This is a genomic window from Rhodosalinus sp. (assembly GCF_046542825.1).
Classification (GTDB): domain Bacteria; phylum Pseudomonadota; class Alphaproteobacteria; order Rhodobacterales; family Rhodobacteraceae; genus Rhodosalinus.
The window spans coordinates 1-21,749 of the sequence record NZ_JBKHAQ010000031.1; the positions used below are offsets into that span (position 1 = coordinate 1).

The 21,749-nt window shown below is 68.8% G+C and carries 21 protein-coding genes; 10 read left to right on the forward strand and 11 right to left on the reverse strand.

Annotated features, from left to right (window positions below; translation table 11 throughout):
• Window positions 1-22: 22 nt before the first annotated feature.
• The gene (locus ACLFOB_RS06135) at window positions 23-1,297 is read right to left on the reverse strand and encodes a pentapeptide repeat-containing protein (RefSeq protein ID WP_410925515.1); all 1,275 of its coding nucleotides are present in this window, start codon (window positions 1,295-1,297) and stop codon (window positions 23-25) included.
• Window positions 1,298-1,566: 269 nt separating this feature from the next.
• Between ACLFOB_RS06135 and yajC the strand changes: the two genes are divergently transcribed.
• From yajC to ACLFOB_RS06180, 9 genes are all read left to right on the forward strand, one after another.
• Window positions 1,567-1,857: a preprotein translocase subunit YajC gene (gene yajC, locus ACLFOB_RS06140; protein WP_410918017.1), complete on the forward strand. Its 291-nt coding sequence runs from the start codon at window positions 1,567-1,569 to the stop codon at window positions 1,855-1,857.
• Window positions 1,858-1,885: 28 nt separating this feature from the next.
• Window positions 1,886-3,550, forward strand: coding sequence for a protein translocase subunit SecD (gene secD, locus ACLFOB_RS06145; protein ID WP_410918018.1), 1,665 nt, complete (start codon window positions 1,886-1,888; stop codon window positions 3,548-3,550).
• 1 nt (window position 3,551) lies between these two features.
• Window positions 3,552-4,520, forward strand: a complete 969-nt coding sequence (gene secF / locus ACLFOB_RS06150) for a protein translocase subunit SecF (protein ID WP_410918019.1) — start codon at window positions 3,552-3,554, stop codon at window positions 4,518-4,520.
• 65 nt (window positions 4,521-4,585) lie between these two features.
• A complete protein-coding gene (locus tag ACLFOB_RS06155; RefSeq protein ID WP_410918020.1) occupies window positions 4,586-4,939 on the forward strand; it encodes an Mth938-like domain-containing protein in 354 nt (117 codons plus the stop codon).
• Between the two features lie 192 nt (window positions 4,940-5,131).
• Window positions 5,132-5,743, forward strand: a complete 612-nt coding sequence (gene ccmA, locus ACLFOB_RS06160) for a heme ABC exporter ATP-binding protein CcmA (protein WP_410918021.1) — start codon at window positions 5,132-5,134, stop codon at window positions 5,741-5,743.
• Window positions 5,740-6,396: a heme exporter protein CcmB gene (gene ccmB, locus ACLFOB_RS06165; RefSeq protein WP_410925516.1), complete on the forward strand. Its 657-nt coding sequence runs from the start codon at window positions 5,740-5,742 to the stop codon at window positions 6,394-6,396. Before ccmA ends, ccmB begins: the two co-directional genes overlap by 4 nt.
• 53 nt (window positions 6,397-6,449) lie before the next feature.
• The gene (locus ACLFOB_RS06170) at window positions 6,450-7,196 is read left to right on the forward strand and encodes a heme ABC transporter permease (RefSeq protein WP_410925517.1); all 747 of its coding nucleotides are present in this window, start codon (window positions 6,450-6,452) and stop codon (window positions 7,194-7,196) included.
• Entirely contained in the window at window positions 7,193-7,351 is a 159-nt protein-coding gene (gene ccmD / locus ACLFOB_RS06175) for a heme exporter protein CcmD (protein ID WP_410925518.1), read from the forward strand. Before ACLFOB_RS06170 ends, ccmD begins: the two co-directional genes overlap by 4 nt.
• The gene (locus ACLFOB_RS06180; RefSeq protein ID WP_410925519.1) at window positions 7,338-7,877 is read left to right on the forward strand and encodes a DsbE family thiol:disulfide interchange protein; all 540 of its coding nucleotides are present in this window, start codon (window positions 7,338-7,340) and stop codon (window positions 7,875-7,877) included. Before ccmD ends, ACLFOB_RS06180 begins: the two co-directional genes overlap by 14 nt.
• 4 nt (window positions 7,878-7,881) lie before the next feature.
• Here ACLFOB_RS06180 and ACLFOB_RS06185 read toward each other — a convergent pair whose 3' ends face one another.
• Both ACLFOB_RS06185 and acnA read right to left on the reverse strand, forming a co-directional pair.
• Window positions 7,882-8,220, reverse strand: coding sequence for a DOPA 4,5-dioxygenase family protein (locus ACLFOB_RS06185; RefSeq protein ID WP_410925520.1), 339 nt, complete (start codon window positions 8,218-8,220; stop codon window positions 7,882-7,884).
• A 79-nt stretch (window positions 8,221-8,299) separates the two neighbouring features.
• The gene (acnA, locus tag ACLFOB_RS06190; protein WP_410925521.1) at window positions 8,300-11,086 is read right to left on the reverse strand and encodes an aconitate hydratase AcnA; all 2,787 of its coding nucleotides are present in this window, start codon (window positions 11,084-11,086) and stop codon (window positions 8,300-8,302) included.
• Between the two features lie 283 nt (window positions 11,087-11,369).
• On the opposite strand from acnA, the gene ACLFOB_RS06195 reads away from it, so the two are divergent.
• On the forward strand, window positions 11,370-12,068 hold the full coding sequence (locus ACLFOB_RS06195; RefSeq protein WP_410918247.1) for a DUF1223 domain-containing protein: 699 nt from the start codon (window positions 11,370-11,372) through the stop codon (window positions 12,066-12,068).
• Here ACLFOB_RS06195 and ACLFOB_RS06200 read toward each other — a convergent pair.
• From ACLFOB_RS06200 to ACLFOB_RS06235, 8 genes are all read right to left on the reverse strand, one after another.
• Complete coding sequence (locus ACLFOB_RS06200) at window positions 12,032-12,973, reverse strand: lysophospholipid acyltransferase family protein (protein ID WP_410918248.1); 942 nt, start codon at window positions 12,971-12,973, stop codon at window positions 12,032-12,034. The genes ACLFOB_RS06195 and ACLFOB_RS06200 overlap by 37 nt on opposite strands.
• Window positions 12,970-13,911, reverse strand: coding sequence for a DMT family transporter (locus ACLFOB_RS06205; protein ID WP_410918249.1), 942 nt, complete (start codon window positions 13,909-13,911; stop codon window positions 12,970-12,972). Before ACLFOB_RS06205 ends, ACLFOB_RS06200 begins: the two co-directional genes overlap by 4 nt.
• A 219-nt stretch (window positions 13,912-14,130) precedes the next feature.
• A complete protein-coding gene (locus ACLFOB_RS06210) occupies window positions 14,131-15,528 on the reverse strand; it encodes a flagellar motor switch protein FliG (protein ID WP_410925522.1) in 1,398 nt (465 codons plus the stop codon).
• Between the two features lie 341 nt (window positions 15,529-15,869).
• Window positions 15,870-16,034, reverse strand: a complete 165-nt coding sequence (locus ACLFOB_RS06215; RefSeq protein ID WP_410917173.1) for an adenylosuccinate lyase — start codon at window positions 16,032-16,034, stop codon at window positions 15,870-15,872.
• A 52-nt stretch (window positions 16,035-16,086) separates the two neighbouring features.
• Window positions 16,087-17,400, reverse strand: a complete 1,314-nt coding sequence (purB, locus tag ACLFOB_RS06220) for an adenylosuccinate lyase (RefSeq protein ID WP_410925523.1) — start codon at window positions 17,398-17,400, stop codon at window positions 16,087-16,089.
• A 65-nt stretch (window positions 17,401-17,465) separates the two neighbouring features.
• Window positions 17,466-19,160, reverse strand: coding sequence for a type I secretion protein (locus tag ACLFOB_RS06225; RefSeq protein ID WP_410925524.1), 1,695 nt, complete (start codon window positions 19,158-19,160; stop codon window positions 17,466-17,468).
• A 152-nt stretch (window positions 19,161-19,312) separates the two neighbouring features.
• Window positions 19,313-20,530 carry an alpha/beta fold hydrolase gene (locus ACLFOB_RS06230; RefSeq protein ID WP_410917176.1) on the reverse strand — a complete coding sequence of 406 codons (1,218 nt, stop codon included), beginning with the start codon at window positions 20,528-20,530 and terminating at the stop codon, window positions 19,313-19,315.
• A 203-nt stretch (window positions 20,531-20,733) separates the two neighbouring features.
• Window positions 20,734-21,615: a hypothetical protein gene (locus tag ACLFOB_RS06235; protein ID WP_410917177.1), complete on the reverse strand. Its 882-nt coding sequence runs from the start codon at window positions 21,613-21,615 to the stop codon at window positions 20,734-20,736.
• Window positions 21,616-21,749 lie beyond the last annotated feature (134 nt).

The following is a 21,749-nucleotide window of genomic DNA, read 5'->3' on the forward strand; positions in this document are numbered from 1 at the left end:
AGGGTAGGGGCGGGCCGTGGGGCTATTTCGGGTCGTCCGGGTCCATGCCGATGGACTGTTGCCAGGCGCGCCACGCGTCGCGGAAGTCATGCCAATCGAGCACTTCGCTTGGCCAGTGCGCGGGTCGCTCGCCGCCGGGCAGCGACACGCTGCCGTCCGCGAAGATTTCGTGCCAGTGCGGCTGCAAACGAGTTGTAGTGACGTCATCGATAAAGCCGATTGCGGCACCTTTGAGGGCAGCCGAGGTCAGATCGGTAGTTGAATCCATCGCCGTTTCGCGTAGGTCCGCACCCTGCAACTGCGCATCTGCAAGTTCGGCCCCCTGCAACTGCGCGCCTATGAGCCAGGCCCCCCGCAACTGCGCCTTAGCGAGAACCGCGCCACGCAAGTCTGCAACCGAGAAAACCGCATTTCTCAGATTTGCATCAAAAAACGAAGCGCCGCGCACATCTGCGCGCATGATCAAGGCGCCCTGCAAATCTGCACGCATAAACATTGCGCCCTGCATTTGTGCCTCGGCAAAAAGCGCCCTTGGGAAGAAGCACGCTTGCAAATCGAAGCCCTGCAGATTCGCGCCGCGCAGGTCGATGGCATGGCGCACGGCGTCGCTGTCGTTCACGCGGGCCAGTCGGCCCAGCACCTGCGCAGCGTTCTGCATGTCGGAGCGGGCGGGGCGCAGGCCCCCTGCCCATGCCTTGATCGAATCGACATCCTCCGTCTCCGGCACCGGCTTCGGCGGGTGTTCGCGGGACAACTCGCGGACGTAGGTGGAGAGCAGGCGGGCGACGCGCTCGGCTTCTCCGGGGCGCTCGCGGACCAGCCCCTCCAGCCGGTCGATGGCGGCGTTGCGGCGGACGATGTCGTCCTCCCACCCGTTGACCGGCCCGCCTGTGATCGGCCGCAGCGTCACCTGCCGCTGGGCGTAGAGGTCGGCTGCGGCCTCGGTGACCTTCTGGTTGAAGAGCGCCTCCTTCGCGGTCTCGGCCTGCTCCCGCGACAGGCGCAGCCGGGTCAGGGTGATCGGCAGCGCCACCACCGCGCCCAGCACCGTGGTCAGCGCCAGCATCTGCGCGAGGCGGAAGCGGAACTCCCAGAGGTCGGCCCCCGCGTCGGGGGCGATCACCCCCTGCGTCAGGGTCACCCAGATCAGGGTGAAAAGGCCGCCCGCGAGGAGCAGCGCGAGCGCGAGCCAGAGCAGCCCGACAGCCGCCATGACGAGCGGGTTCGCCGCGGGCAGGCCGAGGGCGCGCTGCAGCCTGCGCAGGCGCGCGCCTTCGGGGGCGGTCAGCGTGGTCACGACCGCGTGAACCACCGCCGCGGCCACAGAGAGGGCGCCGATGGCGGCGACGGCCGCCAGCCCGCGTGCGATCTCTTCGGAAATGGGTCCCTCCGTCGCCGTGCCGCCCCTTCCCCCAAGGCAGGCTAGCGGGCCGGCGTGGATGCGTCCACGTGTCCGCGAAACCGATGCGCGGGGCGGGCGCCGCTGCTTGCATTGCCCGGGCGCGGCGCATAGGTTCCGCCAGACTTCGCGGGGGACCTCCCCACGCCAATCTCAGGGAGTGTCTCATGGACGGTGCCGGCGCCTTCGCTCAGCTTCTGCCGCTGATCCTTATCTTCGCGATCATGTATTTCCTGCTGATCCGCCCCCAGCAGAAGCGCGTCAAGGAACACCAGAAGATGGTCGAGGCGCTGCGGCGCGGCGATCAGGTCGTGACCCAGGGCGGGCTGATCGGCAAGGTCACGAAGGTCAAGGAAGACAACGAGATCGAGGTCGAAATCTCGGAAAACGTCCGCGTCCGCGTCGTGAAGAACACCGTCGCGCAGGTGCTCAGCAAGACCGAGCCGTCGAACTCCTGATCCTCCGGCGCCGCGGAAGGGCCCCGTCATGCTGCAGATCGACCTGTGGAAGCGCGTGCTGATCTGGGCCGCGGTCGCGGCCGGGCTCGTGCTCGCGCTGCCCAACCTGTTCTACGAACGGGTCGAGACGCACAACGACGCCGTGGCCGCCATCGAGGCGCGCGGCGGCGCCACGGAGGAGCTTTCCGCGGAGGCGGGGCTCTGGCCCGACTGGATGCCCTCGGGACTGGTGAACCTTGGGCTCGACCTGCGCGGCGGCGCGCATCTGCTGGCCGAGGTTCAGGTCTCGGACGTCTATGAAAGCCGCATGGAATCGCTCTGGCCCGAGGTGCGCGACAGCCTGCGCGAAGAGCGCGAGGCCGTGGGCACCATCCGCCTTCAGCCCTCGGCGCCCGGCGAGCTGCGCGTGCGGATCTCGCAGCCCGAGGGGATGAGCACCGCGCGCGCCGCGGTCGAGGCGCTGGCGCGCCCCGTCTCTTCGGTCTCCGGCACCGGTGCGCAGGATCTCGAGGTGCGCGCCGAGGGCGACGAACTGGTCGTGACCCTCTCGGAGGCCGAGAGGCGCGCGACCGACGATCGCACCGTGCGCCAGGCGCTCGAGATCATCCGCCGCCGCATCGACGAGGTCGGCACGCGCGAGCCCACGATCCAGCGGCAGGGCGCGGACCGCATCCTGATCCAGGTGCCGGGCGTGGGCTCGGCCGGCGAGCTGAAGGAGCTGATCGGCACCACGGCGCAGCTGACCTTCCAGCCGGTGGTCAGCCGCAACGCCGACCCGGACGAGCCGCCGGGCATCGGCAACGAGACGCTGCCCGCGATGGAGGACGAGGACGTTTTCTACACCCTCGAAACCTCCCCCGTGGTGACCGGCGAAGAGCTGACGGACGCCCAGCCATCCTTCGACGAGAACGGGCGCCCGGCCGTCACCTTTCGCTTCAACCCGACGGGCGCGCGCGCCTTCGGCGACTATACGGCCGCCAACATCGGCAATCCCTTCGCCATCGTGCTCGACAACGAGGTGATTTCCGCCCCCGTGATCCAGAGCCACATCCCCGGCGGCTCGGGCATCATCACCGGCGATTTCACGGTCGAGGAATCCACCGATCTCGCGGTGCTCCTGCGCGCGGGTGCGCTGCCCGCGGGCCTCGACTTCCTCGAGGAACGGACGATCGGCCCCGAGCTTGGCGCCGACTCGATCGAGGCGGGGCGGATCGCCACGCTGGTGGCCTTCGTCGCGGTGCTGGTCTTCATGGGCCTGAGCTACGGGTTGTTCGGCCTGTTCGCCAACGTGGCGCTGGTGCTCAACATCGCGCTGATCTTCGGGCTGCTGTCGCTGATCGGCGCCACGCTGACGCTGCCCGGCATCGCGGGGATCGTGCTGACCGTGGGCATGGCGGTGGACGCCAACGTGCTGGTCTTCGAGCGAATACGCGAGGAACTGAAGACCGCGAGGGGGCCGGCCCGCGCGATCCAGCTGGGCTATGAAAAGGCGCTGTCGGCCATCGTGGACGCCAACATCACCACCTTCATCACCGCGGTGATCCTCTACGTCATGGGGTCGGGGCCGGTGCGGGGCTTCGCGATCACCCTGGGCCTCGGCATCCTGACCTCGGTCTTTACCGCGATCTTCGTGACCCGCCTGCTCGTCGTGATGTGGTTCGAGCGCCGCCGCCCCCGGACGCTGGAGGTCTGACATGCGCCTGCGCCTCGTTCCCGAAAACACGTCCTGGGATTTCTTTGCGCGCCCGAAGCTCTGGCTCGGCATTTCCGGCGTGCTGATCGTGCTTGCGCTGATGTCGTTCTTCTTTCAGGGCCTGAATTACGGCATCGACTTCCGCGGCGGCACGACCGTGCGCACCGAAAGCGCGCAACCGGTGGACGTGGGGGCATACCGCGAGGCGCTGCAGCAGCTGGAGCTGGGCGACATCGCGATTTCCGAGGTCTTCGATCCGTCCTTCGGCCCCGACGAGAATGTGGCGATGGTCCGCATCCAGGCACAGGAAGGCGAAGAGGCGGTCTCGGCCGAGGTGATCGAGAACGCGCGCACCGCGCTGCAGGAGGTGGCGCCCGACATCCGCTTCGTCTCGGTCGAATCGGTGGGGCCGAAGGTCTCGGGCGAGCTGATCCAGACCGCGATCATCGCCGTGGTGCTCGCCATGTTCGCGGTGCTGGTCTACATCTGGCTCCGGTTCGAGTGGCAGTTCGCCCTTGGCGCCGTGGTCGCCCTGGTGCACGACGTCGTGCTGACCATCGGCATCTTCTCCGAGCTTCAGATCCGCTTCGACCTTGCGATCATCGCCGCGCTGCTGACCATCGTGGGCTATTCGCTCAACGACACGGTGGTGGTCTTCGACCGGGTGCGCGAGAACCTGATGAAATACAAGAAGCGCCCGCTGCGCGAGGTGCTCAACATCTCGATCAACGAGACGCTGAGCCGGACCTTCATGACTTCGGTCACCACGCTGCTGGCGCTCGTCGCGCTCTTCGTGCTGGGCGGCGACGTGATCCGCGGCTTCGTCTTCGCGATGATCTGGGGCGTGATCGTGGGCACCTATTCCTCGATCTTCGTGGCCTCCGCCATCCTGCTGGTCCTGGGCGTCAAGCGCGACTGGTCCAAGCCCGATCAGGCCGCGGGGACGCAATTCTCGGACGTGGACGCCTGAGCGGCGGTGTCGCGGCGATCGGGAATGTGCTACCTGAGTGGCGGACCAACCGACGGAGGCATCCCATGCGCATCAACGAGGTGGTCTTCACCGGCGCCCTGCCCGTGGACGGCTACGGCCCCGGCTTCTTCCGCATCGGCGGCGAGATCCGCGAGGGCGCCGTCCTGCTGACGCCCGAGGGCACCCGCCCCTGGGGCGGCTACGAGGACGAGACACCGCTGCTGGCGCTGGCCGGGGAGATCGACGTGCTCTTCGTGGGCACCGGGGCGGAGACCGCGCATGTGCCGCCCGCGCTGCGCCGCAAGCTGGAAGAGGCGGGCGTGGGCGTCGAGGGCATGGCAACCGGCCCCGCCTGCCGCAGCTATAACGTGCTGTTGTCGGAAGGCCGGCGCATCGCGCTTGCCGCGCTGCCGGTCTGACGGCGCGCCGCCGCCACGCTCCGAGCGCGCGGAGGGCGTGGGAGAATGGGTATTTTAGGACCATTGAAAGACCGGTCCCCTGCTTTCAATGGTCCCCAAATACCCAATTCCACATCCTGAGTCGTGTGCGCCGGAAGAAGGATGTCTGGTCGCCGCTTCCCCCCGCCCGCGCAATGGGCTAAGCGGCCTGCGATGCTGTTGGCGGTCCATGATCTTGCCGTCGCCCGCGGGGGCGTGCCGGTGCTGGAGGGGGTGAGCTTTGCGCTTGGCCCCGGGGAGGCGCTGGTGCTGCGCGGTCCGAACGGCTCGGGCAAGACGACGCTGTTGCGCACGGTGGCAGGACTGCAACCGCCGCTCGCGGGACGGGTCGAGGCCGCGCCCGATGCGATCGCCTATGCCGCGCATGCCGACGGGCTGAAGGCCACGCTGACGGTGGCCGAGAACCTGAGCTTCTGGGCACGGATCTTCGGCACCGGCGACATCGCGCCGGCGCTTGCGGCCTTCGATCTGCGCGATCTGGCGGACCGGCCCGCGGGCGCGCTCTCGGCCGGGCAGAAGCGGCGGCTGGGGCTTGCGCGGCTGCTGGTCACCGGCCGGCCGGTCTGGGCGCTGGACGAGCCCACCGTGTCGCTCGACGTGGCCTCGGTCGCGCTTTTCGCAGGGGCCGTTCGGCGGCATCTGGGGCAGGGGGGTGCTGCGCTGATCGCCACGCACATCGACCTTGGCCTCGACGCGCGGGTCTTCGACGTGACGCATCTGAAGGCGCGCCCGCGCGCCTCGGCAGAGGACGAGGCCTTCCTGTGATCGCGCTGCTTTCCCGCGACCTTGCGCTTGCGGTGCGTGCGGGCGGCGGCTTCGGCCTTGGCCTTGCCTTCTTCCTGATCGTGACGGTGCTGGTGCCCTTCGGCGTGGGGCCCGACACGGCGCTTCTGGCGCGGATCGCACCGGGCATTCTCTGGGTCGGCGCGCTGCTGGCCTGCCTGCTGTCGCTCGACCGGATCCTTGCGCTCGACTGGGAGGACGGCAGCCTCGACCTGCTGGCCACCGCGCCGCTGCCGCTTGAGGCGCTGGTAAGCCTGAAGGCGCTGGCGCACTGGATCACGACCGGTCTGCCGCTGGTGCTGGCCGCCCCCGTGCTGGGCGTGCTGATGAGCCTGCCGCCCGAGGGCTACGTCTGGATCGTCGCCTCGCTGGCGGTGGGGACGCCCGCGCTGTCGGTGATCGGCACCTTCGGCGCGGCGCTCACCGTGGGGATCAAGCGGGGCGGGTTGTTGCTGTCCCTGCTGGTGCTGCCGCTTTACATGCCCACGATGATCTTTGGCGCCGAAGTCGCCCGCCGCGGCGCCGAGGGCCTGGCGACGGCGACGCCGCTCGCGCTGCTTGGCGGCGTAACCTGCGGCACTATCGCGCTTTTGCCTTTCGCCTCGGCCGCTGTATTGCGCATCAACCTGAGGTGAATTGCGCAGCCCGCTCGAAGCGACTAGATCGGAAGGCGACGAAAGGGAGGACGATGGAACAACGCGCATCCGCCTCGCTCTGGGAATGGGCCAACCCGGTCAAGTTCCTGCGCCTGTCGGGCTGGCTGCTGCCGTGGGTGTCCTGGGGGGCGGCGATCTGCCTTGCCGTGGGTCTTGTCTGGGGCTTCTTCTTCACGCCCGACGATTTCCGTCAGGGCTCGACCGTCAAGATCATCTATCTGCATGTGCCGGCCGCACTCATGGCGATCAACATCTGGATCATGATGCTGGCGGCCTCGCTGGTCTGGGTGATCCGGCGGCACCACGTCTCGGCGCTGGCGGCCAAGGCGGCGGCGCCGATCGGCGTGGTGATGACGCTGATCGCTCTGATCACCGGGGCGTTCTGGGGCCAGCCGATGTGGGGCACCTGGTGGGCCTGGGACCCGCGGCTGACGAGCTTCCTGATCCTGTTCCTTTTCTACCTTGGCTACGTGGCGCTCTGGGAGGCGATCGAGAACCCGGATACCGCCGCCGACCTCACCGCGGTGCTCTGCCTGGTCGGCTCGGTCTTTGCGTTGCTCAGCCGCTACGCGGTGCTGTTCTGGAACCAGGGGCTGCACCAGGGTGCCTCGCTCTCGCTGGATGCGGAGGAAAACGTGCACGATGTCTTCTACCTGCCGCTGCTGGTCTGCATCGCGGGTTTCGTGCTCTTGTTCGTGGCGCTGCTGCTCTTGCGCACGCGGACCGAGATACGGGCGCGCCGCCTGAAGGCGCTGATGGCGCGGGAGCGGATGGCATGATGCCCGATCTTGGCAAATACGCCTTCGCGGTGCTTGCGTCCTACGGGTCGAGCCTTGCACTGCTGGGCGTCATCGTCTGGGCCAGCCTGCGCCGCGCGCGCAAGGTGCGCGCCGAGCTCGAACAGGTGGAGGCGCGCCGCGATGGCACGCGTTAGCCCGCTGATGATCCTGCCGCCCGCGATCTTCGCGGCGCTGGCGGCGCTCTTCTATTTCGGCATGTTCCGAGAGGACAAGGACACGCTGCCCTCCGCGCGGCAGGGCCAGCCGGCACCGCCCGTGCAACTGGTGGAACTGGATGGCAAGACGCCCTTCACCGACGCGGACCTGCGGGAAGGCGGCGTGAAGCTGGTGAACTACTGGGCGTCCTGGTGCGCACCCTGCCGGGTCGAGCATCCGCACCTCGAGACCCTGGCCGACGAGGGCATCCCGATCTACGGGATCAACTACAAGGACGAGCCAGGCAATGCGCTGGGGTTCCTCGAGGAGCTGGGCGATCCTTACGTCGCCATCGGCGCGGATTCGACCGGGCGCATGGCGCTGGACTGGGGCCTTTACGGTGTGCCGGAAACCTACGTGATCGACGCCGACGGCGTCATCCACCTGCGCTTTGCAGGCCCTATCACCGAAAGCGTTCTGGAAAACACCATCCGCCCCGCGATCGAGGCGGCCGGCGGCGGCTGATCCGTCAGCCGAAGATCGACAGGTCGAGCGGCAGGCCCGTGCCCAGCCAGATCGCATGGTCGCGGTGGTCGGCCAGATCGTCGCCCGTTTCGGGATGGGCGAAGACGACCAGCCCGCCGCGGTTGAGCGCGAGCCACGGCAGCAGCCTGGCAAACTGCGCGGGCGTCGCGGCAAGCTGACAGGACCACATGGGATGCGGGCCGACGGGCCGTTCGTGCATCCGGCCCATGACCAAACCGAACCGCTCTGCCGCGGCCTCGCACAGGGCGCGCGCCGTTTCGCGGGTGTCGGCGTCGAAATAGACGTGGGCGTGGTAGCCCGTGATCTTGGCGGCATCCTGCATCGCGCCGGTCTCCTCCAATGAAAAGGCCCCCCGGCGCGTTGGCGCGGCGGGGGGCCTGCGGTGCCATGCCTGGCTCGGCCTACTCTGCCGCCATCGGCGCCTGCGCGAGGTTGCGCAGGACGTAGTGCAGCACGCCGCCGTTCTCGACGTATTCCTTCTCGACGGCCGTATCGATGCGGCACTTGAGGGTGATGTCCTTCGTCGTGCCGTCGGCGTAGGTGACCCTTGCCGTGACCTCCTGCTGCGGCGTCACGTCGGCCAGCCCCTCGATCGTCACGCTCTCGTCGCCCTTCAGGCCCAGCGACTTGCGCGTGTCGCCGCCGGTGAACTCGAAGGGGATCACGCCCATGCCGACGAGGTTGGAGCGGTGGATGCGCTCGTAGCTTTCGGCGATCACCGCCCGGACGCCCAGAAGCGCCGTGCCCTTGGCCGCCCAGTCGCGGCTGGAGCCGGCGCCATACTGCTCGCCCGCAAAGATCACCAGCGGCGTGCCCTTCTCCTGCCAGGCCATCGCGGCGTCATAGATCGGCATCTGCGTGCCGTCGGGGCCGAGGGTGTAGCCGCCTTCGACGCCGTCCAGCATCTCGTTCCGGATGCGGATGTTGGCGAAAGTGCCGCGCATCATGATCTCGTGGTTGCCACGGCGGCTTCCGTAGCTGTTGAAGTCGCGGGGGGCCACCTGCCGCTCGGTCAGGTACTTGCCCGCCGGGGTATCGGGCTTGAAGGATCCCGCGGGGCTGATGTGGTCGGTGGTGATCATGTCGCCGAAGATGCCGAGGATGCGCGCACCCTCGATGTCGTGGATCGCGCCCGGCTCCTTGCTCATGCCGCGGAAATAGGGCGGGTTCTGGACGTAGGTCGATTGCGCGGGCCAGTCGTAGGTCTCGCTGTCGGTCGTCTCGACCTCGCGCCACTTCTCGTCGCCCTTGAAGACGTCGGCATATTTCTCCTGGAACGCCTCGCGGGTCACGGTCTTTTCGACCAGTTCGGCGATCTCCTTCTGGCTGGGCCAGATATCCTTGAGGTAGACGGGGTTGCCGTCCTGGTCCTCGCCCAGCGGCTCGCGGGTGATGTCCACGTTCATGTCGCCCACCAGTGCGTAGACCACGCAGAGCGGCGGGCTTGCCAGGTAGTTGGCGCGCACGTCGGGGCTGATCCGGCCCTCGAAGTTGCGGTTGCCCGACAGCACCGAGACCCCGATCAGGTCGTTGTCGTTGATGCACTTCGAGATTTCGGGCGCCAGCGGGCCGGAGTTGCCGATGCAGGTGGTGCAGCCGTAGCCCACGAGGTTGAAGCCGATGGCGTCCAGATCCTCCTGCAGGCCCGCGGCCTCCAGGTAATGCGAGACGACCTGGCTTCCGGGCGCGAGCGATGTCTTGACCCAGGGTTTGCGCGTCAGCCCCTTCTCGCGCGCCTTCCGCGCCACCAGTCCGGCGCCGATCATCACGTAGGGATTGGAGGTGTTGGTGCAGGAGGTGATCGAGGCGATCACGATCGAGCCGTCGTGCAGCTGGTACCGGTGCTCGTCGGTCTGCACGTAGCCGCGCTTGTGGTGGCCCTCGTCGCCGGGGATGTCCACCGGCTCGGGCGCGCCGCCCTCGCCCTCCCAGCGGATCTCGGACCTGTGGTTCACGTCCGCGGTGCCGCGCTGGCCCTTGACGTATTCGTGAAAGGCCGTGGCCGCCTTGTCGAGGGCGATGTAGTCCTGCGGGCGCTTCGGGCCGGAGATCGCCGGCACGATTTCCCCCATGTCGAGGTGCAGCGTATCGGTATAGACCGGTGCGTAGTCCGGCCCGCGCCACATGCCGTTGGCCTTGGCGTAGGCCTCGACCAGTGCGACGCGATCCTCGTCGCGCCCCGTCTGGCGCAGGTAGCGCAGCGTCTCGTCGTCGACGGGGAAGAAGCCGCAGGTGGCGCCGTATTCGGGCGCCATGTTGGCGATGGTGGCCCGGTCGGCCAGCGGCAGATGATCGAGGCCATCGCCGTAGAACTCGACGAACTTGCCGACCACGCCCTTGGCGCGCAGCATCTCGACCACCTTGAGCACGAGGTCCGTGCCCGTGGCCCCCTCCATCATGCGGCCGGTCAGTTCGAAGCCCACGACCTCCGGGATCAGCATCGAGATCGGCTGGCCCAGCATCGCGGCCTCGGCCTCGATCCCGCCAACGCCCCAGCCCAGCACGGCGGCGCCGTTGACCATGGTGGTGTGGCTGTCGGTGCCCACCAGCGTGTCGGGATAGGCGACCTCTTCGCCCGACTGGTCGGTGTCGGTCCAGACCGTCTGTGCGAGGTATTCGAGGTTCACCTGGTGGCAGATGCCGGTGCCCGGCGGCACCACGCGGAAGTTGTCGAAGGCCTTCTGCCCCCACTTGAGGAAGGTGTAGCGCTCGATGTTGCGCTCGTATTCCCGGTCCACGTTCATCTGGAAGGCGCGGGGGTTGCCGAACTCGTCGATCATCACGCTGTGGTCGATCACGAGGTCGACGGGGTTGAGCGGGTTGATCTTCTGCGCGTCGCCGCCCAGTTCGCGGATGCCGTCGCGCATCGCGGCAAGGTCGACGACCGCGGGCACGCCGGTGAAGTCCTGCATCAGCACGCGCGCGGGGCGATAGGCGATCTCGCGCGGGTTCCGCCCGCCCTTTTCGGCCCATTCGGAAAACGCCTTCACGTCATCGACATGCACGGTCTTGCCGTCCTCGAACCGCAGCATGTTCTCGAGCACGACCTTGAGCACCGCCGGCAGACGGGTGAAATCGCCCAGACCGGCCTCCTCGGCGGCGGCGATGGAATAATAGGCGTAGGTCCTGCCGCCGGCCTCGAGGCTGCGGCGGGTCCTGGCGGTGTCCTGTCCGGTGACGATGGGCATGCTGGCCTCCGTGCGGTGAACGCTGGCTTGCACGCGCGGGGGCCCGTCAGGGCCGCGCGCCGTGCCGTCGCCGCTCCTTTAACGCCTTGTCCGGCGGGCGATCAAGGGGCGTGGCGCATTTTTGTATACGATGGTGCACAATTTTTCGTGCGGGACCCTTGCGGCCCTGACGCCACCCTCTCGGCGCTCTCGCAAAAGGGTGATTGGCCAAGGCCCAGGCGGGTCCCTAGACATGAGTATCCCGGCTGCACCATGAAGGTAAGCCGAAGAGGCGGGGCTGCGCATGACCGGCATTGCGAGAGGACTGGGGACGCTGCTCCTGACGTTGATCGCGACGGCGGCCTGGACCACCGAGCGCGGCGTGGTGGTCGAACTCTTCACCTCGCAGGGTTGTTCCGCCTGTCCACCTGCCGACGAGCTGCTGGCAGACCTGGCAGAGCGCGAGGGTGTGATCGCGCTCGCCCTGCATGTCGATTACTGGGATTATATCGGCTGGAAGGACAGCTTCGCGCAGCCGCGTTTCACCCAGCGGCAAAAGGCCTATGCGCGTGCCAACCACGACCGCTCGGTCTTTACCCCGCAGATCATCGTGGGCGGGCAGGACCGCGTGATGGGCGCCAAGGCGATGAAGGTCATGGACCTGATCGCTGCACATGCGCAGACGCCGCAGCCCGTTTCGCTGTCTCTGGTCCGCGACGAGGGCAGGCTGACGGTGGCGCTCTCGGCAGAGCGCGCGATGGGGCCGGCTGACGTGCAACTCGTCCGCTACAGGCCTTCCTCGAACGTTCACATCAAGCGGGGCGAGAACGCTGGCCGCACCTTCGACTATGCCAATGTCGTGACCGACTGGAAGGTGCTGGGCCGCTGGGACGGGCAGGCGCCGCTGCGGCTTCGCGTCGAGGCCGAGGGCGACAGCCCGGTCGTCGTCATCGTGCAGGAGGCCGGTCACGGCCGGGTGCTGGCCGCCGCGCGCCTGCGCTGAGGTTTCCGCGACCGTCGCGATTTCCACCGCCGGTGAATCCAGAACCACTGTTCGGGGTGCGCGCGCACCTTGGCCTCGAGCCGGTCGTTGACCTCCTGCGTCATCGCGGCGGGGTCGCCGTGCGGCACTGGCGCCTGCAACTCGACCGTGAAGTCCAGCCCGTTCGGCAGGCGTGTCGAAAAGGTCGGGATCAGCACCGCGTCGTATTTGAGCGCGAGTTCCGCGGTCACCAGCGAGGTCAGCGCCGGCGTGGAAAAGAAGCGCAGCGGCTCCCCGCGCCGCGCCGCGAGGTCGGTCAGGATGCCCAGCACGCCGCCGCCCTTCAGGTGGCGCACCATCTCGACCATCCCGCGGCGCCCCTGCTCGAACATCGGTGTGCCGATGGCCGAGATCGTGCGCACGTAATGCGCGTTGAAATAGGGGTTGCTCATCGCGCGATAGAGCGCGCCCATGTGGTGGCCGCGCGCGATAAGAGCGGCGCGCGCGGCATCGTAGTTGCCGAAATGCGCGGTCACCAGGATGACCGGCCGGCCCTCCGCGCGCGCGGCCTCTAGCGCGGCAAGCCCTTCGCCCTCCAAGCGGGCGCTGCGCGCGCGGGCCACGAATTCCGCACCCGAGTAGAGTTCGATCAGCGTCCGGCCCACGTTGTCAGGCACCTGCCGCGTGAGACGCCGCACCTCCTCCGGCGGCAGGTCGGGCCAGGCGAGCGCGAGGTTGTCGCGGATCCGCCGCCGCCACCCGGCGAGCGGCGCGACCACGCGGGAGGCGAGCCAGCCCATCATCGGGACACGATGCCGATAGGGCATCAGCAGCACGGCGCCGAAGATCGCGCGGAGCGCGGCGTTCGTCACGAAATCCTGCACGCGCCGGACTTGGGGACGCGCGCGGCCGGCGGCCTGGCTCATCGCGGCGCCTCGCGGGTTGGTGTGGGCCTTGCCGCTTCGCGGTGCCAGACATAGACGCCCGCGCCCGCGATCACCGCCATGCCGGCAAAGGTCCACGCATCCGGCACCTCGGCGAAGAAGAGCAGCCCCCAGAGCGTCGCGAAGAGCAGTCCGGTGTAGGCGAAGGGCGCGAGCATCCCCGCCTCGCCCTGCTGCAGCGCCGTGATCAGCAGCAGTTGCGCGAGCGTGGCCAGCAGTGCCAGCGCGCCCACCAGCAGAAGCGAGGTCCGGTCGAACGTGGGCCAGTGGAACGGGATGATGCAGCTCATCACGACCGCGCCCAGGAGCCCGGTGTAGACCAGCGAGGTCCAGCGATCCTCGTCGCGGCCGACGAAGCGGGTTGTGAGCGCATAGGCGGAATAGAAGCAGGCCGCGCCGAGCGGCAGCAGGGCGTAGGGCGAGAACACTTCCGTTCCCGGCCGGATGATCAGCAGCGCGCCGCCCAGCGCGGCGACGACACCAAGCGCGCGGCGGGGCCCGATCCTCTCGCCCAGGAAAAGCGCGGCGCCCAGCGTGATGAGCAGCGGGTTCACGTTCATGATCGCGGTGGCCTGCGCGATGCCGATGTTCGACAGCCCCCAGAAAAAAAAGGCAGTGGCGCACAGGAGGTAGACCGAGCGCAGCGCCTGAAGGCCGGGGTAGCGTGTGCGCAGCACGCTGAAGAGCCGCGGCGAGACCAGCAGGAGCACCACCACCGTCTGGCCCAGGTAACGGACCCAGAGCGTGGGCACCACGCCGACCCGCCCGGTCAGCGCCTTCGCCACCGAGTCCATCAGCGTGAAGCAGAAGACCGCACCGATCATCAGCAGGATGGCGCGCGCAACGCTTCCCGGCGCGGCGAAGCGCGCGCGCGCGGGCGTGACGGCCGGGTCCGGCGTGGGCACGGGAGGGGTCGGCATGGCGCGACCCTAGGCCCGGGCGCGGCGGGTGTCCATGCTGCGCGGGCGCCTGGCGCGTCAGGGCAAGCGAGGCGCCACGAAGTGTTAGGCCGCGCGCGTCCCGGCCCGCGATGCGCTGCCGGGGGCGGACAGGTCCCGCAGGCTGCATTCGCGCGCTGCAGGGGGGACAGGGACGCCGCCGCCAGTTGGTCCACCCACCCGACCGCGTCCTGCCGCCGTTCAACTCGTGTCGGGGGCGGGGGGCGCGGCAAGGGTGATCTGCCGCGCCGCCTCCATCCGCCGGATGGCGGCCACGACCTCTGCCATGGCGCTCTCGACCTCCCTGGGATCGGGGTTGCCCAGCGCTTCCATCTCCTCGCGCAGTGTGCCGGAGAGCCGGCTCGGCAGGCTGGAGAGCAGGAACGCCGCCGGCTCGCCCAGGCCGGCCGCTGCAGCACCGGCGAGTGCGGTCACCAGCACGGGCTGGTCGACGCTACGCAGCACCTTGGGCACGTCGCGCCCATCGAGCCGTGCGGGGATGTCGGCGAAGGTGAAGATCGCGCGCCGCACCCGCGCGGCAAAGGCGCTGTCGGTCTGCTCCAGCCCCTCGAGCACCTCGTCGCGGGTGACGGCGCGCGAGAAGTCGAGGATCGCGCCCACCCGCTTCACGGGCTCCTCGTCGAAGGCGCGCGCCGGCCGTGCGTCGAGCTGCGCGGCAAGGCTCACGCCGATGCGTTCGACCGCCTCGGGCGTGATGCCGCCGGTCAGCGAGACCGCGTAGGTGATCCGCCGCGCCCGCTCTCCCGGCAGCTTGCCCAGCAGCGTCGCCGCCTTGGCCACGTCCAGTTTCGACAGCAGCACCGCAGCGACCTCGGTGCTTTCCTCCGTGGCGAAGGGCAGCAGGTCTTCGACCGGCAGGGCGCGCAGCCGGCCCCAGGGATCGCCCATCTGCCGCACCCCGGCCTCGCGGCGGATGCGTTCGGCGGTGTGCCGGCTGATCCGCCCGTCCAGCAGGGCGAGCGCACCCGCCATGCCGCCGGGGAACGCCATGCCCACGGACTCCAGTTCGCCGAGAAACTCGCGCACCACCTGCGCCAGCGTCGTCTGGTCGACATAGCGCAGGCGGCCCATCGTCGCGGTCAGCTCCGCCTGCAGCGGCTCGGGCAGATCTGCCAGGGGCAGGTCGGCGCCTTCGGTCAGCAGCAGCCGCACGATGATTGCGGCTTTCTGCCGGCGCGTCAGGCCCGCTGCCGCGACGGTGGCCTGCGCTGTGGCAGGAAGCCCGGGGGGCGCGAGTTGCGGGTGTCGGTCCATCGGCTTGGCGATCCAGAGACAGTCGCCACCAGAAAGCACCCAAGCGTGAAGAATCGCTGAATGCCAGCCGCCGTAGCCGCACCCGCGCTCAAGCGCGCCGCGCTGCGTGCGCTCTGCCCGGCCGCCCGTGCCGCCGCGGGCCTGAAGCCCGGCCAGTGGCGTCTCTGCCGCGGCGATATCGCCGGTGTCGACGAGGCAATGGCCCAGGCAGGCCCGCGCCAGCAGGTCGTCCGCATGGGCGGCCACGGCCTGCGCGTGGAGCGCGCGGGCTTCCCGCAGCGGCCCGGCCGGCGATGTGGGCGCGGTGGGTGTGCCCGGCTGCATGCCGGCTCGCGCATGCTGTCCGGTGCAGCGCGTGCGTCAGCCATCCGGCCAGCCTGGGCCGGCCTGCGCGCGGAGGTGCAGAGCACCGCATCCGTCAGGTGCGCCTCGCGCGGCTCGACGCAGCGTTCGGTCCCGGTGTCCGGGGCCGTCGTGCCGGTGCAGCGCGTGGTCGACAGGGGGGCGGCGGCGTGTCCTCGGGTTGCACTGCGGTGGCGAGGGCGGAGAGGAGAAGCAGGGGCAGGGCGCGCCTCGGAACACACCGCAGCCCCGACAAGGAAAGGCGGCCCGAGAGAGGCCGCCTTTCCGGTCGCATGACGTGTCGAAGCGCGTTCCGGGCGTCGTCAGCCCATGACCTGCTCGACGCAGGCGCGCTGTTCGGAATCCCACACCTTGCCGTCGGCGCAAGACACCGCCTGATCAGACTTCATGCCGCTGCACATGGCCATCGACATCGCCGGCACGACGGTCAGAGCCGCTGCGACGACAAGGGTCTTGACTGTGGTCATTGCATTCTCCCGTTGGCTTACCCTTGGGAAGGTAGCACGCATCAGGGGCAAATCAAATCGAAGGGGTGCCGAAAACACGCGCAAAGATCGTGTCGACGTGTTTCAGGTGGTATCCGAGGTCGAACTGCGCCTCGATCGCCTCTTTTCCAAGCGCCGCGACCACGTCTTCATCACCCAGAAGCTCGGTGCGAAAGTCGCGGCCCTCTTCCCAGACCTTCATCGCGTTGCGCTGCACCAGCCGGTAGGCGGCGTCGCGCGTCACCCCGGCCTGCGTCAGCGCCAGAAGCACCCGCTGGCTCATGGCGAGGCCGCCCAGGCGGTCCATGTTGGCCTGCATCCGCTCGGGGTAGATCACCAGCCGGTCGATCACCTGCGTTAGCCGCGCGAGCGCGAAATCGAGCGTCACCGTCGCATCCGGCGCGATCACCCGCTCGACCGAGGAATGGCTGATGTCGCGCTCGTGCCAGAGCGCCACGTTCTCCATCGCCGGGATCACGGCGGAGCGCACGAGGCGGGCAAGACCGGTCAGGTTCTCGCTCAGCACCGGGTTGCGCTTGTGCGGCATGGCAGAGCTGCCCTTCTGCCCCGCGCTGAAGAATTCCTCGCCTTCCAGCACCTCGGTGCGCTGCATGTGCCGAATCTCGGTCGCCACGTTCTCGACCGAACTGGCCACGACGCCCAGCGCGGCGAAGAAGGCCGCGTGACGGTCGCGCGGGATGACCTGCGTGCTGATCGGCTCTGGCGCGAGGCCCATCCGCGCGCAGACGTGCTCCTCGACACGCGGATCGACGTTGGCGAAGGTGCCCACCGCGCCGCTGACCGCGCCGGTGGCCACCTCCTCGCGCGCGGCGACCAGGCGGCGGCGGCCGCGGTCCATCTCGGCGTAAAAGCGCGCGAAGGTGAGGCCCATGGTGGTGGGTTCGGCATGGATGCCGTGGCTGCGCCCGATGCGCACGGTTTCCTTGTGCTCGAAGGCGCGGCGCTTCAGCGCGGCCAGCAGCGCGTCCATGTCGGCGATCAGGATATCGGCGGCGCGCGTGAGCTGCACGTTGAGGCAGGTGTCGAGCACGTCCGAACTCGTCATGCCCTGGTGCACGAAGCGCGCGGCGTCCTCGCCCACGATCTCGCCCAGGTGGGTGAGAAAGGCGATCACGTCATGCCTGGTGACGGCTTCTATCTCCGCGATGCGGTCGATGTCGAAACGCGCGTCCTTCGCCTTCCAGACGGCTTCGGCGTTCTCTTTCGGGATCACGCCCAGCTCCGCCATCGCATCGCCCGCGTGCGCCTCGATCTCGAACCAGATGCGAAAGCGCGTCTCGGGCGACCAGACGGCGACCATCTCGGGGCGGGAATAGCGGGGGATCATCGGGCGGGCTCCTCACGGCGGGTCGGCGCGCGGTCTAGACCGCACCGCCCCCCGAGACAAGCGCCTCAGCCGCCGCCGCCCAGCGCGAGCAGAGGCAGCAGAAGAAGCAGGCCCAGCCCGATGCCCAGCCCGCCGTCGTCTCCGCCGCTGTTGTCTGCGTCTCCGCCGCTGTCGTCCCCGTCGCCGCCGTCCTCGTCGTCGCCGTCCTCGTCGTCGGGCGGCGCGGTCCCCGAGGCATCGGCCACGGCGGTCGCGAAGCTTTCGGTCATCGCGGGTCCGTCGAAGGTGGCCTGCAGGATCTCGTGCGGGCCCAGGTCGGCGGCAAGCGTGGTGCCGTCCAGCGCCGCTTCGGCGGGGTCTTCCGTGACCACGGCGCGGGACTCGGTGTCGTTGGGGTCCTCGCCCTCTGCCACGCCGATGCGTGTCAGGGTCACGGCGCCGGGGTCGGTGACGAGATTGGAGAGGTCCACGTCGGTCGATTCCGGTGCGTCGCTCGTGTTGGCGAGATACATCACCATGCGGTCTGGCGCGGCGAACATGTGCACGTCCACGTTGCCGTCCGAGGTTTCGGTCTCGCGCGAGTCGGCGTTCAGGTCCACCGCGCGCGTGCCTGGCAGCGCCGCCTGCATCTCGGCGAAAAGCGCGCCCGCCGGGGTCAGCTCGTCCTCGCCCACCTCGCCGCCGAGGGTGTTGGCGGTGTTCTGCTGCAGCGGCCAGACATGCGCCGCCTCGACATTGGCAAGGCCCATCGCCTCGACCACGTTCAGAAGCTCGTGCGCCTGATCGAGGCCGTAGTCCTCCCCCCGCTCGTAGAGCGCGGTAGAATCAGAGCGGTTCCACTCGGTCACCCAGGTGTCGAGATCCGGGCGGTCCTCCTGCCAGGTCAGGTCGATGGTATCGAGCTCGAAATAGCGGCTGTTCTCGTTCGCCGGTGCCTTGGAATAGAGGTGCGTCACGATGCCGTCGATGGCCGCGCCTTCCGTTTCGTCGAACTCGCTCTGGATCAGGGCGTCAGCCACGCGGGGCCAGGCGACCTCGCCGTTGAGAAATGCGTAGGTCTCCGTGTCCAGCGTCACGCCGTAATCCTCCTCGATCGCATCGAGGATGTCGCGCGTGTCGCCAAGCGTCTCGTATTGCGGCTGCAGATCCGCGGTGCCGAAGTTCTTGCCCGACTGGACCAGGATATCGGTCTCCGCGAAGCGGTCGGCGCGGGGATGGGCGGTCAGTTCCTCGTCGACGATGCGGGCCATCTCGCTCGCGACGCGACCGTATTCGGTCGAACTCATCTCGCCGCTGCCCCAGTATTCGTTGCCGATCTCGATGGCCTGAAGCTGCGGGTCGCCATAGGCGCCGTCGAGCGTGTCGCGCAGGAAGCCGCGCAACTCCTGTTCGTCGACGGCGGCGAATCGCTCGCCGTTGTCGTCGGTCTCGTCCGACAGTTGCGTGCGCGTGGGCAGCACCAGCGTCACAGAGCGCCCCGTGTCCTCGGCCCAGCCCATGAACTCGGACATCGGCAGGAAATCGAGCGTCTCGCCTGTGACTACATCGGTGACCCGGTCGTTGTCCGGGTTGGCGATGTCGAAATAGGTCTCGGTCAGCGCACCGCCCGGGTAGCGGATATGCTCGACTCCGAGGGCGTCTGCGATGACGGGATAGGTGTCGTCCTCATCCACGCCGTCCCGCGTGGCCAGTATGTTGCCGCCGAACAGTTCCGTCGGTATGGCGTTACGGTCGACGCCCGACACCACAGGTTCTACCACTGATTGCCCTCCTGTGTCACATCATGGATAAACCCCGCTGGGTTGAAACGAACAGCTCTCGCAAGAGTTCCACGCGAAAGTCGCGCCGATGCTCGCGTTGCCGTGATCGGTAGCCCCGGGCAAGTCCGGCGGTCGTCCGCTCAGCCGCCCGTTCAGCCTGTGGCGCGCTCGGTCTCGATCCGGCTCCGGCGCTCCAGCGTCTGATGCACCGGGCACCTGTCGGCGATCTCCATCAGCCGCGCGCACTGATCCTCGGTCAGATCGCCGGTCAGGCGGATCACCCGGCGAAAGACATCGACCTTCGCGCCGCGGCTCTCCCCGGCATCCTCGGCGTGGCGCTTGTCGTGGGTGACGTCGACTGACACATGCGCGAGCGGCCAGCCCTTGCGCCGGGCATACATGCGGATCGTCATCGAGGTGCAGGCCCCCAGCCCGGCGGCAAGGAAGCCATAGGGCGACATGCCCTGGTTCGTGCCGCCCACGTCCTCGGGCTCGTCGGCCTGCGCATGGTGCCAGGGTCCCGACTGGATGTCCTGCAGGAAGCCGTCGGGGTCGGATTCGCTCACCCGGACAACGCCCTCGGGCGCATCGGCCGGCGGCTCGGGCTGTTTCAGGTCGAGATAGCGCCGCGCCCAGGCGGCGATCACGGAGGCCGCGTAATCCGCGTCCTGCGGCCGGCTTACCAGATGGTCGGCGTCGTCGAGGGTGACGAAGCTCTTGGGATGGCGGGCGTTGGTGAAGATGCGCGTGGCGTTCTCGATGCCCACCACCTTGTCGCGCGGCGCGTGCATCACCAGAAGTGCGCGGCGAAGATTGCGGATGTCCTCCACCAGGTCGGCGCCCTCCACGTCCTCGAGGAACTCCGCCGAGATGGTGAAGGGCCGCCCGCCCAGATCGACCATGGCGCGGCCCGCCTTGCGGATTTCGTCGAGACTGGCGCCGAAATTGCGGGTGACATGCTCGGGATCGCAGGGCGCGCCGAGGGTGGCGACCGCGCGCGCGCTCTGGATCCGGCGCGCCGCGCGCAGCACCGCCGCGCCGCCCAGCGAGTGCCCGATCAGGAGCGACGGCGCGATGCCGCGCGCCTCGAGCGCCGCGGCGGCGGCGACCAGATCCTCGACGTTGGAGCTGAAGGAGGTATTGGCGAACTCGCCTTCGGAATGGCCGAGCCCGGTGAAGTCGAAGCGCAGCACCGCGATCTCCATCGCCGCGAGGCGGCGCGCGATGCGCCGTGCGGCGGCGATGTCCTTGCCGCAGGTGAAGCAATGCGCGAAGAGCGCGGTGGCCAGCGGCGCGCCCGCCGGTCGCTCCAGCCGCGCGTCGAGGGCGTGCCCGTCATGCCCCTCGAAGGTGAAGCGCTCGCTCTGCATCGCATCTCTCCCGGCCCGTGCTCCGCACGCAACCTGTCGGCGGGGCGCGCCCGGTGCAAGTCGGCTCCCGCCGAGATCGAAAACGCGCGCCGGGACCGCCCGTCAGGGAAGCCCGGCTTCATGCGCTCGGAAAGGAATGCAACCTGCGCCTGCCCCGCGCGCGGGCCGTGGTCTTTTCGATCCACACCTTCGTGCTTGCGCGCTCAGATCATGGCGGCAAGGCTGGGGATCGGGGCGCCTGAGGCCGCGAGGGAAATGAAGGTGCCGGTGAGCGCGAGGGCGTGCGCATTGAGCCGGAAGTCCTCGCCCCTGCACAGGTTGTAGACGGCGAGCGATGCGCCGACCGGCGGGGCGAGCAGCGCGACCGAGGCATTGACCGTCCAGGTGGCGAGCCGGGCCTCGATGGGAAGGCGCGCGCCTGCCTCGGCCTCGTCGAGGCGAGAGGTCTTTTCGTACCGGGGGTCCTGTTCGAAACGCCATTCGTCGTTCAGCCGCGCCTCGAGCGTGTCGATTTCGGGGAAGATCCCGATGCCCGCGCCGGGGTGCTTCCTGCGCGGCGACTCCCGGCACGGATCCCCGGCGACCCCATCGGGCGCAAGACCGGGCCGCACCCCCTTGGCAAGGTGCAACTCGGTCTGGAAGCGCGCGCCCGTCATCAGCCCTGCGCATTCAGGCAGGCGGACGAAATCCGCCTCGGTCCGGTCCACGAAAAGATCCACGATCTGGCCCAGCACCGCCGACAGGAGCGGCGCGTCTGCGCGCATCGCGTCCCGTGCGAAGACCTGGACCGAGATCAGCGCGCCCGGCGCGACAAGGTCCGGATAGGCTTCGGCGAAGACATCCAGTCCTTCCTCATACTCGCTTTCGGGCACGGTCCCGCCCGCTGCTGCGGGGGCGAAGATGTCGAAGCGGGCGCCCACCGTGCGCCCGGCGACGGACTGAGGATCGTCGGCGCGTTCCCCTGCGACCCATTCACCGGTCGCGCGAAAGGCAGTTTCGACGTCGCGCCTCAGCGCCGGCACGTCGAACGCTCGCGTCGTGCCGAACACGAGAACCGCGTGACAGATCACTCCCTGGCCGGACATGGCTTCCTCCGCATTCCGTGCGACTCTTCCCACGGTTGTGGAGGGTAAACAGGGAAAAACTATGTCAAATCCGGGATAGTTGGAGGCAATGTGCTGGCAAAGGAAAGATTGTCCGGCTCAGGTGAACAACGAGG